This window comes from Nocardia sp. NPDC059240, from assembly GCF_042753865.1.
Taxonomy (GTDB): Bacteria; Actinomycetota; Actinomycetes; order Mycobacteriales; family Mycobacteriaceae; genus Nocardia.
The window spans coordinates 423,346-438,327 of the sequence record NZ_JBHZAC010000005.1 but is presented as its reverse complement, the minus strand read 5'-3'; the positions used below and the strand labels follow the sequence as shown (position 1 = coordinate 438,327).

The following is a 14,982-nucleotide window of genomic DNA, read 5'->3' as shown; positions in this document are numbered from 1 at the left end:
ACCGGGAAGTCTCACACAGTAAGGACGGTCGAGTCTTCCCCGTGCGTGGCGGAATCGGCCGGGAACTTGGTCGACTCGACCGGGACCGTGGTCGACTCAGTCGGAACCGTGGTCGACTCGGCCGGAACCGTGGCCGCCGGGACGGGATGCCGGGCGATCTGCAGGCCGTAGCGCCCGAGCGACGGGTCCGACAGGGTCAGCGTCACGTCACCGTGGCTGTCCACATCGGTCCGCAGCTGGGTATTGGCCGTCGGATCGCCGGTGATGCCCAGTTGCTCGCCCAGCGGGCTGCGTAGCAGCACGTCGGCGAACGTGGCGAAGAGATTGGTATCGACGGTGAGCGAGATCGAATTGTGCTGTGCCGCAGCGACTTGCGCACCCAGGTAGGTGGTGCCGAGCCGGACCTGGCCGATGAGCGGGTGCGGCGTCTCGGCCGCGGTGGCCGCCCCGGTGCCGGGGATCCGGATCGGGATCGATCGCGTCGGGACCGATTCCATCGGGTTGGTGGTGAACAGCGAGGTGAGTCCGACCTTGTCGGACAGCGGTCCCGCCGACGGTGTGTTCGGCTGGTCGGCTCCGGCCCCGAGCTCGATGAGCGCCGGGTGTCCGGCCGGCGGTGCGGCGAGCTGCCCGGGCGCGTGCGCCATCTCGTTGGCGATGTAGGACCCGGCGGCGACGGTCAGCCCGATGCTGGCCATGCTCGCGGTGACGATGGCGGTGTAGCGGAAGACTTGCGCGGTGCGGCGGGTCGACATCGCCGCCTGCGTCGCGAGTTCATGCGACATGACTGGTGCGTCCTTTCCCTCTCCCCTGGTCCCCCTGCGTCTGGACGACGCAGCGACCCGCACCATTGAAAGTCGTACGCGCGTCCAGGTTACGGTGACCTCAGGTAACACCGGCCACCGATATGACCAGGATCACAAGATGGAAAGGTTGGACATCATCAGGTTTTCCCCGTCGAAAGCCTGGGTAAAAACCTCATAGCGGCGAGCGCCAACTCGACTGCCATCGAAGAGACCTCCGGCCAACGGCGTCCGGTCGGCACCAGGCACGGCGCACCCAGGCTGGCGCTCGTCGCGCCCGAAAAGCCCTGTGGGAATTGGGGATTCTTGGTCGGAGGCCGGGATAAAGCGGCGGGTCAGGCGAACTGACCCGCCGCTCGGCCGCTTCCGGGCGGACCGGCGAAAGCCTGGGCCAGACCGAGCCATTCGCGAGCGTCGTCCCCGCGCACGTCCAGAGCCAGATCGTCGAAGTGCCGCCGCTGGGTCACCAGCCGGCAGAAGTCCAGGGCCGAACCGGTGACGCGCTGCGCGGCATCCTCGGGTCCCCAAGCCCATTCACTCCCGTCCGGAGCGGTCAGCTCGACGCGGAATTCCTCGCCGGGCACGGTCTTGCCGTGGGTTATGTAGGCGAAGTTGCGGGTCCGCACGCCGATGTGCGCGATGTGCCGCAGGCGAGAGGTCGGTTCGCGGGTGATGCCCAGGCTGTCGGCCACATCCTGCCCGTGCGCCCAGGTCTCCATGAGACGGGCGGTGACCATCGAGGCAGGGCTCATGGGCGGCCCGAACCAGGGCAGCTTGGTGCCCGCCGGCACCGTGCGCAGGGCCTCGACCAGGGCAGCGCGGTCTCGTCGCCAATCGGCGAGCAGTTGCGGCGCAGGGGTTTTCGCGCCCGCCTCGGCGGCCTCGTCCACGAAGGTGAGCACCTTGGGCAGGGCCTCCTGGACCAGCGCGTCGAACTTCACCGGGTCGGCGGCGGCCACGGCGGCGACCTGATCGGTCCAGTTCAGGTGGGCGATCTGGTGGGCGATGGTCCACCCGGCGGCGGGGGTGTCACGCTGCCAGTCGGCGGGATCGAGGTCCGCGACCAAGCGATCGAGATCGGCGCATTCGGCGGTGAAGTCGGCGAGTAATGCCTCGAGATCGGCCACCCGGCCAGCATCGCAGCCGGTCCGGAAAAATGCAAGCACGCGTGCTTGATTTTCTGAACGCGCGTGCTCGGTGCTGAAAAGTGGCCGCTACCAGCCGAAAAGAATCAAATGCACGGCCCCGACCACCAGGCCCAGCGCCGCACCGTGCAGATACAGCAGCCACGCGTCCTGCTCGATCGAGGCGTAGAACATCTCCATGAATTCGCCGGGCGTGAGCTGTTGCAGCTTGCGGGCGGCGAACTCATCGATCTTCTTGGCCTGGGCCGCCGCGAATTCCGGATCGTCGGCCAGGCTCGGGGCCAAGCTGACCGCGGCCGTGGTCGCGCCGATCTTCAGATTGTCGAACTGCCGCTTGCCGAAGACGCTGCGCACCACCGAGTGGGTCGGCCCGAGCTGGCGGTGGATCTCCTGGGAGATGAGCCGCTCCAGCAGCTGCCGGGTCTTGTCGCCATTGGGTCCGTCGAGCAGTTCGCGGGCCAGATTCGGCAGCGTGAGCACCTGGTAGGCCAGGATGTGCGAGAGATCGGCGGCCGCCTCGGGCTGCCGCTTGGCCAGCAGCGCCTGCTTCCACAGGTACTTGTAGCGCGGCTGCGGATCGCCCGGCTCGAACACCACCTTGACCGCGATCACGTTCACGATCACGCCGATGAGCGCCGTCGCCGACAGGATCACGAACCAGCCCGGCAGCCAGCCCAGCACCGGAATGTGGTGGTGCACCTGCATATACAGGGCCAGCAGCAGGCCGAAGGGCGCGCCCAGCAGACCGACCTTCACCATGAACCGCAGTTCGGGCGCGGCGATGGTGGTGGTCAGGTCCTTGAGGATTTCCGGGTTCTCCCGCAGGTACCGGATGACGAAATCCTTGATGTCGATGAGCTGATCGACATTGTCGCCGAGCTGGTCGAAGGCCCGCCGGGCCAGCGTCGGCAGCTCCCGCTCGATGCGCTGGTAGAGCACATTGCGCACGGCATTGGGCACCGCGCCCCACAGGTCCGGGTTCTCCTGGTTCATGATCTCGTCGACCATGGACGGCACCTGTTTGCGGCCGACCTCGGCGATGTAGTCGGCAATGCCCTCGAGGTCGAGTTCGTGAATGAAGTCGCGGGGACTGCCGATCCGCATCAGCGCCTTGTCCACGCAGATGCTGGCCATCTTCTCCGACCGGGCGGGTATGAAGCCCTGGAAGCCGAGCCGTTTGCCGTCGCCGGAGAAGGTCGGCAGCACCTGCACGCGGCGCGGGAAATAGGGGTAGAGGTACTCCAGCCCGGGGATCCGGTAGCCCTTGAAATAGACCGGCCAGAACAACATCAGCACGCCGGTCCAGTTGGTGAGCCAGCCGGCGATGGCGCTGAAGATGGGGAAGCTGATCAGATCCACGACGAGTTCGGTCTGGCCGGTCAGTCGTTCCCAGTCCAGGAACAGGCCCGAGGCCAGTGTCGTCATAGCAGCGTCCCCCTACGGCCGAGCTGATGGTGTGAAATTCGGACTCCCAAGAACGTACCGTGTCGTGGTCCGGACGGGCCGGTGACCGGGACGTAGTCTGCGGCGGGTTCCATAGTCGGGAATACTGGTCGATCGACCAATAATGCGAAGGTGGGAGTTCGGCATGTCATTGGATCGTCGTGGGTTCTTCACCGGCACCGCCGCGGCCGGGGTGGCCGCGTTCGCTGCCACGGGAGCGACCGCCAGGGCCGACAATGCCCCGGCCGACAAGTTCGCACTCCCGGGTTCCGACCGTCTGCGCATCCTGCTCACCGGTGACGCCGGCACCGGTGCGCGCCCGCAGTGGCAGGTCGCCGACGCCATGCGCGCCGAGCATGCGCGGCAACCGTTCTCCTTCGCGCTCGGCCTCGGCGACAACGTCTACGAGCAGGGCCCGTGGTCGGATGACGACGCCCAGTTCGCGGCCAAGTTCGAGGACCCCAACCACGACCTCGACTTCCCCTGGCTCATGGTGCAGGGCAATCACGACAACTCCTCGATCCTGCCCGGCGACGGCGGCTGGCTGCTGCGCGGCGACCACGAGGTGGCCTATCACGCGCGCTCGCGCCGCTGGTTCATGCCGTCCCGCTATTACTCGGTGCGGATTCCGCAGGAGCAGCCGGTGGTCGAATTCTTCGTGCTGGACCTCAATCCCATCGCCGCCTACCTGCCGCCGCTGTTCCAGCCGTACTGGGCCGCCGACGGCCAGTTCATGACCGAGCAGGCGGCCTGGCTGGACCGGGCCATCGACGAGTCGCCCGCGAAATGGAAGATCGCCTGCACCCACCACCCGTACCTGAACAACGGGCCGCACGGGAATGCCGGGGAATACGAGGGATTGGGCATCGAGCCGATCGACGGGCGCTATGTGAAGGACTTCTTCGAGGCGCACGTGCTGGGCCGCTGCCAGTTTCTGCTGTCGGGTCACGACCATTCGCTGCAGGTGCTGGAACCCGGCACCGCCTCGAAGGGCACCCGGCAGATCATCTCGGGCGCGGCGGCCAAGTCGGTGCACGACGAGCCGCACACGTCCGGCCGGCACACGCCGAATACCGCGCTCTACGAGAACTATTCGGACCTCGGCTTCATGGTGCTGGACCTGACCCCCACGTCCGCGGACCTGGGGGTCTACACCGTCGATCTCTCGAACGGACAGTCCACCAACGCCTTCCAGCGTCGAATCGCTTAGCCCACCTCCAGTTTCGCCCCGCACTCACTGTGTGAGTGCGGGGCGAGCCATGAGTTGTCTAAGGCTTCAGGATAATCCGGATCGGATTGCCTTCCTTGGCCTCCAGCGCGTGGACGGCCTTGGCGGCATCCGCCAGCGGGACGACGGCGCTCACCGAGCGGGAGAAGTCGACCCGTTGCAGCCCTTGCAGTTTCACCAGCTTGGTGACGTCCTCGGGTGCCGAGCCGTAGTGGCCGCGCACCTGCTGCTGGAAGAAGCTGAACGTGGTCCCGCCGGTGATGGTGATCGGCTTGTCGGTGAGCCCGACCAGCACCAGGCGGCCCTGCGGCGCGAGGCAGACGACGGCCTGCTCGCGCACCGGGGCCACGCCCGCGAAGTCGAAGGCGGCATTGAGCCCGGTCCCGGTGGCCGCGAACACCTTGCGCCGCAGGTCCGGATCGGCCGGATCGAGGGCCAGGTCCGCGCCGAATTCCAGCGCGCGTTCCCGCGCCGCGGGCAGCGGATCCACCGCGATGATCGGGGCGGCCCCGACCAGGCGCAGCAATTGCACCCCGTGCGCACCGAGCCCGCCGACGCCCCAGACGCCCACGGCCTCACCGGCTTTCACCTCGGCGGTGGCGGTGATGGCGGCCCACGGCGTGGACACCGCGTCGGGAATGAAGCACGCCTGCTCGAACGGCAGCTCGTCCGGGATCGGCACCAGCGTGTCCACCCGCGCCAGCGAGTACTCGGCCCAGCCGCCGTCGTAGTCGACGCCGCGCGTGAAGGTGGCCGCGCCGCGAAGCTCGCCCGCCTGCAACACGACTCGATCGCCGACCTTGGCGCTGGTGACCCCGGGCCCGAGCGTGTGCACGGTGCCCGCGACCTCGTGCCCGAGCGTCACCACATCGCCCGGCAGGAACATCGGCGTCAGGGTTCCGTCGATGAGGTGCACATCCGACAGGCACACGCCCGCCGCCTCCACCTTGACCAGCACATGATCCGGTCCGGGTTCCGGAATCGGCACCTCGTTCAACTCCAGCCGCCGCGAGCGCGGCGACTCCGAGCGCGGTCCCAGGTGTAGTCGTGCGGCCAGCATGGTGCTCATACGCTCCTCGTTCCGGTTCAACGGCCCTCCCCGGCCGCCATCGTAGGCGCGTGTTCAGTGCGCGTGGTCGGTCTTGTCGACCCGGGCCGCGCTGAGGAATTCGGTGAGGATGGCCGTGACCTGTGCGGCCTGCTCGAGCATCGGGACGTGGCCGCCGTCGTCGATGTATTCGGCGCGATCCGGTCGCAGGCGGTCGTTGAGGGCGCGGCCCGCGGCCGCCGACAGCACCCGGTTGCGGGTGCCCCAGATCGTGCAGATCGGTGGTAGCCCGTCGCGGTCGGGCCAATCATCCAGCGCGGCAAAGGAAGACAGGTCCCGGATGACGCGCAGTAGCGATTTGGCCGGATAGCCGGCCGACAGTGCGCCGGTGTACGGGCTTTCCCGGAAGGCGCGGCGGCGGGTGAACCAGTAGCGCACGGTGGCCCGGGCCAGCCAGCGCGGCGTATGCCAGTGCTCGAGGGCCTGGATCACAGCCTCGGGCGCGGCACGGTCCAGGCGGGCGGCCGGGCCGAGTCTGCCGTGCAGCACGGTCGATTCGGTCAGCGGATTCATGGCGACCGCCGCACGGATCAGCTCGGGATGCTGCCGGGTGGTGTTCAGGGTGATCGCGCCGCCCAGGCAGTTCCCGATCAGGCTGACATCGGTGAGCTCGTGCTCGACCAGGAAACGGTGGATCAGCTCGGTGTACCGCGCCAGCGTGAAACCACCCGCCGGGTCGTCGGTCAGGTTCTTCGCCGAGCTGCCGAAGCCGGGTAGATCGAGCGCGTAGACCCGGTATTGCCCTGCCAGCGCATTGATCTGGGGCATCCACACCACGTGCGCCGCGCCCGCGTGATGCAGCATGACCACCGGTGGTCCGCTCTCGCCACGACGTAGGTAGGCGATCCGGACACCGTCGCACTCGTACTCTTCCATGGCACCCCAACACCCTCGTTGTCAGTGTTGGGTTCATGGTCCCGCAAATCGGTTCAGGCCGAGCCGATTTCGGTGAGGCCGCGATCCAGGAAGCGGATCATCCAGTCGAAGCTGTCCTCGGCGTCGTTGCTCCATTGGAAGCCGTCCGCGGCCTGCAGGGTGGCGAAGCCGTGGAACAGGCAGCGCAGCGTGCGCTGGGCGTGCACCATCTCGTCGGCGCCGATCCCGTAGCCGTGCAGCACCGCCGCCATCGAGTCCAGCACGCGCGAACCCGATTGCAGCAGTGGATCATCCGGTCCGGTGAACTTCGCGCCGACGGTCGCGCTGTAGCGGCCCGGATGCTCGACCACGTAGTCGCGGAAGGTGTTCGCGAAGGCCGCCAGCGCGGCGCTGCCGGATTTGCCGTGCATGGCGTCGCGAACCTGCTGGTCCACCTCCGCCATGGCCAGCGCCGCGATGCCGTGCTGCAGGTCGGCGAGGCTCTCGATGTGCTTGTACAGCGAGGGGGTTCGCACCCCCAGCCGCTGTGCCAGCGTGCCCAGGGCCAGATTGCCGAAACCGACCTCGTCGGCGAGGGCGGCCCCCGCGGCGACGACGTCGGTTCGGCTCAGGCCCACCCTAGGCAAGGTTTTCCTTCAGGAAGGGCAGCACCAACTCTGCCACCTGGTCGGCCTTCTCGAACTGCGGGTAGTGGCCGGTGCCGGGGACGATGGCGAGGCTGCCCAGTCCGGCGGGCAGGGCGTCGACGATGCGCTTGCCCTCGGCCTCGGGGCTCGGGAAGTCCGGGTCCGCGCCGCCCATGATGACGAGCACGGGCTGGGTCACGTTGGGCACCTGGGCTTCCGCGTCCGCGGGGGTCGACTTGCCGGTCTTCATGAACTCGGCCATCCGGCCCGGCTCGGCCAGCTTGGCGGCGACCTCGGCGAGGTACTCGTCGCGGTCGGCCGGGTTGGACGGCATGGCCACCTTCAGGTACTTCAGCCACTGGCCGACGCTCTTCAGCATCATGGTGGCCATCAGCGGGATCATGCCGCTGCGGTGCCGCGAATTGGTGAAAAGCGCTGCCACGTCGACCTTCTGGGTCAGGGTGAAGGGGTTGATCTCCACGACCGCCCGCACCAGGTCCGGCCGCAGCGCCGCGGCGATGGTGACCGAGCCGCCCGAGAGCGAGTGCCCGATCAGGATGGCGGGCTCGCCACCCAGCTTCTCGATGACGGCCAGCAGGTCGTTGGCGACGTCGGTGCGGCTGATGGCGGCCTTGCCGGTCTCCGACGCCCAGTCCAGGCTCGACTCGCCGTGGCCGCGCATATCGGTGTTGATCACCCGGTAGCCGGCGGCCACCAGCAGCGGCATCAGGTGCTTGTTGACATTTCGGTCGATGCCCATGCCGTGCGACAGCACGACCAGCGGGCCCGTTCCGGCCTCGTCGTACGCGATCCGGCCACCTGCGATGTCCACGTACTCGGTCATGTCGTTCTCTCCCTAGCGAGTGAAGCTAACTGCGATAGCCATAAAGCTAATCGCATTAGCTGTAGCCGTCAACCCCTACGCCGAGATTCGTCTACTGTGAGCCTATGACCAGCGAAAACGACAAGGAACCCCCCGCCCCCGAGGGCACCTGGGCCGGTATCCCGTACGACTGGCGACGCCCCACCCGCGAGCGTGTCCGCGCCCGCTGGTGGAACCCCGACGACCCCCGCTTCCTCACTCCTAAGAGCTTCGGCTGGGGCTACAGCTTCAACCTCTATCGCCTCTTCCACCCCCGCTCGAACCGATAGGCAAGCCCCGGGAACAACGGCATGAAGTCCTTGTTCAAGGGGATATGAGGTCAGCGCTCGCGAATACCGTGTCGTCCCTGGTGCTTCGGGTCGTGCTGGACGCGGCGGAACCCGCCGGGGTGTCGGGGCCGCAGTTGGCGCATATCGGCGGACTGGATCGATCGCTGCTGCCCTATGACCGGACGCGGATCCCGACCGCGGATCTCTACCGGTTGTGGGAGGTCCTGGTCCGAACGGGTGGCCGGGAAGTGGGAGTGCGGGCGGCCGCCGCGGCGGAGTTCGGGCGACTGCACGTGTGGGACTACCTGATTAGCAGCGCCCCGACGCTGGCGGACGGCTTCCGCGACGCGGCCCGATTCAGCGCGGCGATCTGTGATCCGTCCGTCGAGTTCCGGGTCGTCGAGGACGGCGACCAGCTGCAGGTGACCTATGTCGACACTCCGAGCGGCGATCCGGTCGACCAGGTGCATCGGGAGTTCGCCCTGGCCGTGGCCGCGCGGCGGGCGCAGGAAGGCTTCGGGAAGGCGGCGACGCCGGTGCGGGTGGACTTCGCCCACCCCGCGCCGCCGCATCGCGAATACCTGGTGCGGGCCTTGGGGACCGACAACATCCACTTCGGGCAGCGTTCGGACGCACTCACTTTCCTCAACGCCGGATCGGCGCGTGAATCTCACCGGTACGACCCGCAATTGCGCGAGATCCTGCACTTCTACGCGCAGGCGCAGATCGACAAGGTGCGCACCGAGTCGTCGTGGCTGGACACCTTCCGCACCACGCTGCGCGAAGCGTTCTGCGTCACCGCCGAAGGCCCGGTCACCCTCGAAGGGGTCGCCCGCCGGCTGGCGTTGAGCGGCCGCACCCTGCAACGCCGCTTGGACGAGCAGGGCACCTCCTGGCGCATCGAACTCGAAACCGCGCGGCACGAATTGGCGGTCACGCTCCTGCACGATCCAGCGCTGTCGGTGCAGTCGATCGCCCGCCGCCTCGGCTACCGCGACCAGCAGACCATGGCCCGCGCCTTCCGCCGCTGGACCGGCCGCTCCCCCAGCGCTTTTCGCCGATCGCTCTGATCACGCCGCCAGCAGCACACCGGCGCCGATCAGCATCACCACGGCGGTGGCGTGATGCACACCGAAGGCAATCGCCTTGGGCCCGCCGCTGCGGAGCACATTGATGCCGTCGATGAGCGGAATCACGGTGCCCGCCAGCATGAACCAGCCCAGCGCGTGAGTGGAGGCGGTAATCATCAGCGCCACGGTGATCGCGCCGAGGCCCAGATCCCGTCCGCCCTTGATCGTCATATAGGGCTCGAGTCCGGCGACCTCCGGGATGCCGTAGGAGGTGGCGGCGGCCTTCGGCGCCAGTAGCGCGCGAGCGCCGATCAACAGGAGGAGGGCGCCGGTGAGTCCGGTGATGGCGTAGCCGATGGAACTGAGCATGGTGTGCGGTCCTTCTTCAGAGCAGGGCCGAGCCGGGTGAGGGCGTCAGGCGGGTGGAGGTGACGGCGAGAATGGCGGATACGTCGAAACCCGCCATATCGCTGCGCAATTCGGGGCTCCGCAGGTAGCGTTCGGCGACTTCGGCCGGGTCGACGCCGGCGGCGAAGGACAACAGTGCGTAGAGCCGATAGCCGTCGTCGGTATTGGTCCAGATCCCGTGTGCGCCGATGCCGTACGCGAGGAAACTGACCAGGTGGCGGGGGTAGTGGATGCGTCGATACGTGTCGAGCGCCTCGGCGGTGGCGAGGGTGTAGACCCTGAGTTCATAACTGCGTGACATCAATCCGACGGTAGGAGTCGGGATCGCGTTGCCAGCGGCCGATTCACGACGAGCACAGTGCAATTGCCGCCATCGGCGGCTCGAGTCCGGATCGCGGCGTGTTCTGCCCCCCTGGCTGCCGAGTCGGCACGCATACGTTCGGTTGATGAGAAGCCGGATCGCCGATGGGATCGCGCAGCCAGCCTTTGTTCTGATGTGGAGTAGCGCGTTCATCGCGGGGATCATCGGGGTGGGTGCGGCGCCGCCGATGGTGGTGTTGCTCGGGCGGTACGCGATCGCGGGGCCACTGCTGCTGCTGTACGGCCTTGCGGTGCATGCGGTCTGGCCGCGGGGACGGGAGCTGCGGCATGTCATGGTCGCCGGGCTGCTCATGCAGATCGTGCAGTTCGCGGCCTTCTACTCCGCCATGGGCGAACACGTCTCGGCCGCGGTGATCTCGCTGGTGCAGGGCTTGAATCCGGTTGTCATCGCACTGTTTTCGCGGGTCCTCGGCGAGCACATCAGCGCCCGCCAGTGGGTCGGATTCGGCATCGGCGGGATCGGCATCGCGCTGGCCGTCGGCGGCCAGTCGCACTTCTCGTGGCTCGGCCTGCTGCTCTGCGTCATCGGCCTGCTCGGCCTCAGCCTCGGCACCGTCTACCAGAAGAGGTTCAGCCCCACCGTGGACAGCCGGGCCGCCACCGCTGTCCACCAGCTGATCAGCGCACCCTTCGCCGGACTACTGGTGTTGCTCAGCGGCAATATCCACATCAACGACCCCGGCCGCTTCGCGATCTCACTGTCCTGGATGATCGTCATCAACTCCATCGGCGTATTCCTGCTGTTCAACGCCATGCTGCGCCGCTGGGACGCCACCCGGGTCGGCAAACTCTTCTTCGCAACCCCCGCCACCACCGCAATCCTCGCCTGGCTGTTCATCGGCCAACCCCTGCACGCCCTGACCATCGCCGGCCTCGGCGTCGGCGTGATCGGCATGATCCTCGCCGCCCTGAAGCCGCACACCGCCGAGCCCGCACCCACCGCCGACCCGGAACTCGAAGGTTCCCAGGACCCCACCGCGCAGACCCCGCTCGAGCAGATCCGCCTCTGAGCATCGCGCCCCGGAAAATAGTTGCCATGTACAGTTTCGCGCGTGTCCGATGCCGAGAGTGATGTGCGGGCCAACGCCGGTTATCTGGTGTGGCGGTTGTCCACGCGGTGGCGTGCCACCATGGATCGCGTCCTCGCACCGCACGGACTGACCCAGGCCCAATATTCGGTGCTCGCACCGCTTTACGGCCTCACCCTCGACGGTTCCCGGCCGAGCCAGCGGCAACTGGCCGATGTCACCGGCCTGGACGCCGTCTATATCTCGAAGCTGGTGCGGGCGCTCGAGGGGCTGGGGCTGCTCACCCGCACCACCAGTGCCGCCGATCCGCGAGCGGTCGAACTCGCGCTGACCGAGCGGGGAGTCGATACCGCGGCGCGGACGATCCCGCTCGTGCGCGACCTGCGCGACCGCTTGACCGCGCCGCTGGGCGGCAATGACGGCGGGCGCACCGCGGAGCTGACAGCCATGCTGCGCGCGCTCCTCGATGCGCCCGAGGGTGACGAATAACCCTGCGGCTAGCGCACTCTCACAATTCCTGCCCCATCCGGAGCTTGTTCGCCCGTTCGATGACCGAGCTCAGCACTCGGTGCGCGGTGGCGAGTTCCTCCGGGTCCGACCCGCCGAAGATCGGCCTGGTGAGGGGCCCGACCGTCTGCATCAGCCGCCCGAGTTCCGCGCGACCCTCGGGTGTCAGCTGAACCGGACCCGCCTCGTCGAGACCGCTTCCACTGAGAAATCCCTTGTCCCGCATTCCGGCCAGCAGCGTCGCCGCGCCGGCCGCGTCGATGCCGAGTTGGCGCTGCCCGGCCAGATATTCGTGCAGCTCGGCCGGTGTGGGGTACGGCCCGCGGACTGCCACCGCGCGCAGCACGGCGTATTCATTGGCGGTGATGGTGAAGCCGCTCGCGACGAGCGTCGCCTCGAGCAGGGCGGTGACCGCCCCTTCGGCCTCGGCGATGTCCTGTCCGGTGAGTGTGGGTGCGGTTGTCATGGCGGAACTCCTGAGTGCGACGGAATCTGCGTCGGTTTTTACTTTACTTGGAAACTATGTCCATGGAAGCTATATTCCTGACCAGCGGATTTCAGACATTCGCAGTGTTCACCCCCGGCGAACAGCGGGCTGGAACAATCGGTATACCCCCGAGGTTGACAAGGTAACGCTCAACCTTGGAAGGGGTCGAAGACGTGACTACACCAACGAACCTGCCGGTCCTGTTCCTGACCGATCCGATCGTGCTCCCCGGCATGGTCGTGCCGATCGAGCTGGACGAGTCGTCGCAGGCCGCCATCGATGCCGCCCGCGCGGGCAAGGTCAACCAGGTGCTGGTCGCGCCTCGCCTCGATGAGGGGTACGCCAGTTACGGCGTCGTGGCCACCATCGAACAGGTCGGCCGGATGCGCGGCGGCGCGCCCGCGGCGGTGTTGAAGGCGGAGAGCCGGGCCAAGATCGGCCACGGCGTGACCGGGCCGGGCGCGGCGCTGTGGGTCGAGGCCGAACCGGTCGAGATCCCGGCGGCCGACGGACGCACCAAAGAGCTTGCGGCCGAATACAAGAAGCTGGTCGTGTCGGTCCTGCAGCGCCGTGAGGCGTGGCAGGTCATCGACGCGGTCAATCAGATGAACGATCCGTCCACGCTGGCCGACGCGGCCGGCTGGGCCTCCTACCTCAGCAATGAGCAGAAGCGCGAAATCCTGGACACCCCGGATCCTTTCGCGCGACTGACCAAGCTGATCGAGTGGACCACCCAGCACATCGCCGAGACCGAGGTCAGCGAGAAGATCAGCGAGGACGTGCGCGAGGGCCTGGAGAAGACCCAGCGCGAGTTCCTGCTGCGCCAGCAGCTCAACGCGATTCGCAAGGAGCTGGGCGAGGACGAGCCGGACGGCGCGGAGGACTACCGCACCCGCGTCGAGAACGCCGACCTGCCTTCGGACATCAAGGAAGCCGCCCTGCGCGAGGTCGGTCGCCTGGAGCGTTCCAGCGATCAGAGCCCGGAGACGGGCTGGATCCGCACCTGGCTGGACACCGTCCTGGAACTGCCGTGGACGGTGAAAACCACTGACTCCACCGATGTTTCGGCCGCCCGCGCCCAGCTGGACGCGGATCACCACGGCCTGGACGAGGTCAAGGACCGCATGGTCGAGTACCTGGCCGTGCGTTCCCGCCGGGCCGCCCGCGGCCTGGAGGTCGTCGGCGGACGCGGTTCCGGCGCGGTGCTGGTGCTGGTCGGTCCGCCTGGTGTGGGTAAGACCTCGCTGGGTGAATCGGTGGCACGGGCCCTGGGCCGCAAGTTCGTTCGCGTCGCCCTGGGCGGCGTGCGCGACGAGGCCGAGATCCGCGGTCACCGGCGCACCTACGTGGGCGCGCTGCCCGGCCGCATCGTGCGCGCCATGAAGGAGGCGGGATCGATGAATCCCGTTGTCCTGCTGGACGAGATCGACAAGGTCGGCAGCGACTTCCGCGGCGATCCCGCGGCGGCCCTGCTGGAGGTGCTGGACCCGGCGCAGAACCACACGTTCCGCGACCACTACCTCGACCTGGATCTGGACCTGTCGGACGTGCTGTTCATCGCGACCGCGAACGTGCTCGACACCATCCCCGGCCCGCTGCTGGACCGCATGGAACTGATCAGCGTGGACGGCTACACCGAGGCCGACAAGGTGGCCATCGCCCGCGACTTCCTGATCCCGCGGCAACTGGAGCGCAATGCTCTTACCGCCGAGGAGGTCTCGATCACGGACGAGGCGCTGCGCGAAGTCGCCGCGAACTACACCCGGGAAGCCGGCGTGCGGCAGATGGAGCGGCTGATCGCCAAGGCGCTGCGCAAGGCGGCGACGAAGCTTTCGGAGTCGGCGGATATCGCGGATACCGAAAGTGTGATCAGCAACGGCGAATTCGTGCCCGAGGGTCTGGGCTACGAGAAGGACCTGGGTTACGAGGCCGAAACCCCGTCGGCCACCGGGAAACTGGTGATCGGATTGGGTGACCTGAAGGACTACCTGGGTCGTCCGCGCTTCACCCCCGACGGGGTGGAACGCACCGCGGTCCCCGGTGTCGCCACGGGCCTGGCCGTGACCGGCGCGGGCGGTGATGTCCTCTACATCGAGGCCAATTCCGCCGACGGCGATCGTTCGCTGACCCTGACCGGTCAGCTGGGCGACGTCATGAAGGAGTCCGCGCAGATCGCCCTGACCTACGTCCGCTCCCACCTGGAAGAGATCGGCATCGAGCCGAGCGTGCTGGATCGCAATATCCACATCCACTTCCCGGCGGGCGCGGTGCCCAAGGACGGTCCGTCGGCGGGCGTCACCATGGTCACCGCCCTGGTGTCGCTGGCCCTGGGTCGCCAGGTCCGCGCGGATGTCGGCATGACCGGTGAGGTCACGCTGAACGGACGGGTGCTGCCGATCGGCGGCGTGAAGCAGAAGCTGCTCGCCGCCCAGCGCAACGGGCTGAAGACCGTGTTCATCCCGGCTCGCAACGAGCCGGACCTGGACGAGGTCCCGGCCGAGGTGCTGGCCGCCCTGGATGTCCGCCCCGTCGCCGACGTGGCCGAGATCCTGGCCTACGCCATCGAGCCGGTCGCCGAACCGGCCTATGACGGGCGGCAGCTGAGCGCGACCGCGTAAGTCGCTCGAAAAGGGGCCGTGCGTGTTCTCAGAACACGCACGGGCCCGTTGTTTTTTCGCCCCGGCGGGGACCAGTCCGGGGCGTACCCGCGGTATGGTTCT

General features: G+C 67.8%; 16 protein-coding genes. 6 read left to right on the top strand and 10 right to left on the bottom strand.

The window, feature by feature from the left end; translation table 11 throughout:
* Positions 1 to 11: 11 nt before the first annotated feature.
* The 3 genes from ACFXHA_RS20800 to ACFXHA_RS20790 all read right to left on the bottom strand — a co-directional run bounded on the left by ACFXHA_RS20800 (position 12) and on the right by ACFXHA_RS20790 (position 3,373).
* Positions 12 to 785: a hypothetical protein gene (locus tag ACFXHA_RS20800; protein WP_379359057.1), complete on the bottom strand. Its 774-nt coding sequence runs from the start codon at positions 783 to 785 to the stop codon at positions 12 to 14.
* Positions 786 to 1,138: 353 nt separating this feature from the next.
* Positions 1,139 to 1,930, bottom strand: a complete 792-nt coding sequence (locus ACFXHA_RS20795; protein WP_379359055.1) for a TIGR03084 family metal-binding protein — start codon at positions 1,928 to 1,930, stop codon at positions 1,139 to 1,141.
* Between the two features lie 87 nt (positions 1,931 to 2,017).
* Positions 2,018 to 3,373 carry a hypothetical protein gene (locus tag ACFXHA_RS20790; RefSeq protein ID WP_379359053.1) on the bottom strand — a complete coding sequence of 452 codons (1,356 nt, stop codon included), beginning with the start codon at positions 3,371 to 3,373 and terminating at the stop codon, positions 2,018 to 2,020.
* A gap of 163 nt (positions 3,374 to 3,536) precedes the next feature.
* Here ACFXHA_RS20790 and ACFXHA_RS20785 point away from each other — a divergent pair, with 163 nt between their 5' ends.
* Positions 3,537 to 4,601: a metallophosphoesterase gene (locus ACFXHA_RS20785; protein ID WP_379359051.1), complete on the top strand. Its 1,065-nt coding sequence runs from the start codon at positions 3,537 to 3,539 to the stop codon at positions 4,599 to 4,601.
* A gap of 58 nt (positions 4,602 to 4,659) precedes the next feature.
* Here ACFXHA_RS20785 and ACFXHA_RS20780 read toward each other — a convergent pair whose 3' ends face one another.
* Genes ACFXHA_RS20780 through ACFXHA_RS20765 form a run of 4 tightly spaced genes read right to left on the bottom strand, consistent with a single transcriptional unit; the run spans position 4,660 to position 8,073 of the window.
* Positions 4,660 to 5,688: a zinc-binding dehydrogenase gene (locus ACFXHA_RS20780; RefSeq protein ID WP_379359049.1), complete on the bottom strand. Its 1,029-nt coding sequence runs from the start codon at positions 5,686 to 5,688 to the stop codon at positions 4,660 to 4,662.
* 54 nt (positions 5,689 to 5,742) lie between these two features.
* On the bottom strand, positions 5,743 to 6,603 hold the full coding sequence (locus ACFXHA_RS20775) for an alpha/beta fold hydrolase (protein ID WP_379359047.1): 861 nt from the start codon (positions 6,601 to 6,603) through the stop codon (positions 5,743 to 5,745).
* A gap of 53 nt (positions 6,604 to 6,656) precedes the next feature.
* Positions 6,657 to 7,220: a TetR/AcrR family transcriptional regulator gene (locus tag ACFXHA_RS20770; RefSeq protein WP_379359046.1), complete on the bottom strand. Its 564-nt coding sequence runs from the start codon at positions 7,218 to 7,220 to the stop codon at positions 6,657 to 6,659.
* Position 7,221: 1 nt separating this feature from the next.
* Positions 7,222 to 8,073, bottom strand: a complete 852-nt coding sequence (locus ACFXHA_RS20765; protein WP_379359044.1) for an alpha/beta fold hydrolase — start codon at positions 8,071 to 8,073, stop codon at positions 7,222 to 7,224.
* 104 nt (positions 8,074 to 8,177) lie between these two features.
* Here ACFXHA_RS20765 and ACFXHA_RS20760 point away from each other — a divergent pair, with 104 nt between their 5' ends.
* Together ACFXHA_RS20760 and ACFXHA_RS20755 are read left to right on the top strand one after the other, a co-directional pair.
* Positions 8,178 to 8,381, top strand: a complete 204-nt coding sequence (locus ACFXHA_RS20760; RefSeq protein ID WP_379359042.1) for a DUF5808 domain-containing protein — start codon at positions 8,178 to 8,180, stop codon at positions 8,379 to 8,381.
* Positions 8,382 to 8,425: 44 nt separating this feature from the next.
* Positions 8,426 to 9,451 carry an AraC family transcriptional regulator ligand-binding domain-containing protein gene (locus tag ACFXHA_RS20755; protein WP_379359040.1) on the top strand — a complete coding sequence of 342 codons (1,026 nt, stop codon included), beginning with the start codon at positions 8,426 to 8,428 and terminating at the stop codon, positions 9,449 to 9,451.
* Here the strand turns inward: ACFXHA_RS20755 and ACFXHA_RS20750 are convergent, their stop codons facing one another.
* Both ACFXHA_RS20750 and ACFXHA_RS20745 read right to left on the bottom strand, forming a co-directional pair.
* Positions 9,452 to 9,820, bottom strand: coding sequence for a DUF4267 domain-containing protein (locus ACFXHA_RS20750; protein WP_379359038.1), 369 nt, complete (start codon positions 9,818 to 9,820; stop codon positions 9,452 to 9,454). It lies immediately after the preceding gene.
* 16 nt (positions 9,821 to 9,836) lie between these two features.
* On the bottom strand, positions 9,837 to 10,160 hold the full coding sequence (locus ACFXHA_RS20745; protein ID WP_379359036.1) for an NIPSNAP domain-containing protein: 324 nt from the start codon (positions 10,158 to 10,160) through the stop codon (positions 9,837 to 9,839).
* Positions 10,161 to 10,305: 145 nt separating this feature from the next.
* Between ACFXHA_RS20745 and ACFXHA_RS20740 the strand changes: the two genes are divergently transcribed.
* Together ACFXHA_RS20740 and ACFXHA_RS20735 are read left to right on the top strand one after the other, a co-directional pair.
* Positions 10,306 to 11,250 carry a DMT family transporter gene (locus ACFXHA_RS20740; RefSeq protein ID WP_379359034.1) on the top strand — a complete coding sequence of 315 codons (945 nt, stop codon included), beginning with the start codon at positions 10,306 to 10,308 and terminating at the stop codon, positions 11,248 to 11,250.
* Positions 11,251 to 11,292: 42 nt separating this feature from the next.
* Positions 11,293 to 11,757, top strand: coding sequence for a MarR family winged helix-turn-helix transcriptional regulator (locus tag ACFXHA_RS20735; RefSeq protein ID WP_379359032.1), 465 nt, complete (start codon positions 11,293 to 11,295; stop codon positions 11,755 to 11,757).
* Between the two features lie 19 nt (positions 11,758 to 11,776).
* Here ACFXHA_RS20735 and ACFXHA_RS20730 read toward each other — a convergent pair whose 3' ends face one another.
* The gene (locus ACFXHA_RS20730; protein WP_379359030.1) at positions 11,777 to 12,241 is read right to left on the bottom strand and encodes a hypothetical protein; all 465 of its coding nucleotides are present in this window, start codon (positions 12,239 to 12,241) and stop codon (positions 11,777 to 11,779) included.
* A 254-nt stretch (positions 12,242 to 12,495) separates the two neighbouring features.
* On the opposite strand from ACFXHA_RS20730, the gene lon reads away from it, so the two are divergent.
* The gene (gene lon / locus ACFXHA_RS20725) at positions 12,496 to 14,880 is read left to right on the top strand and encodes an endopeptidase La (protein ID WP_379359621.1); all 2,385 of its coding nucleotides are present in this window, start codon (positions 12,496 to 12,498) and stop codon (positions 14,878 to 14,880) included.
* Positions 14,881 to 14,982 lie beyond the last annotated feature (102 nt).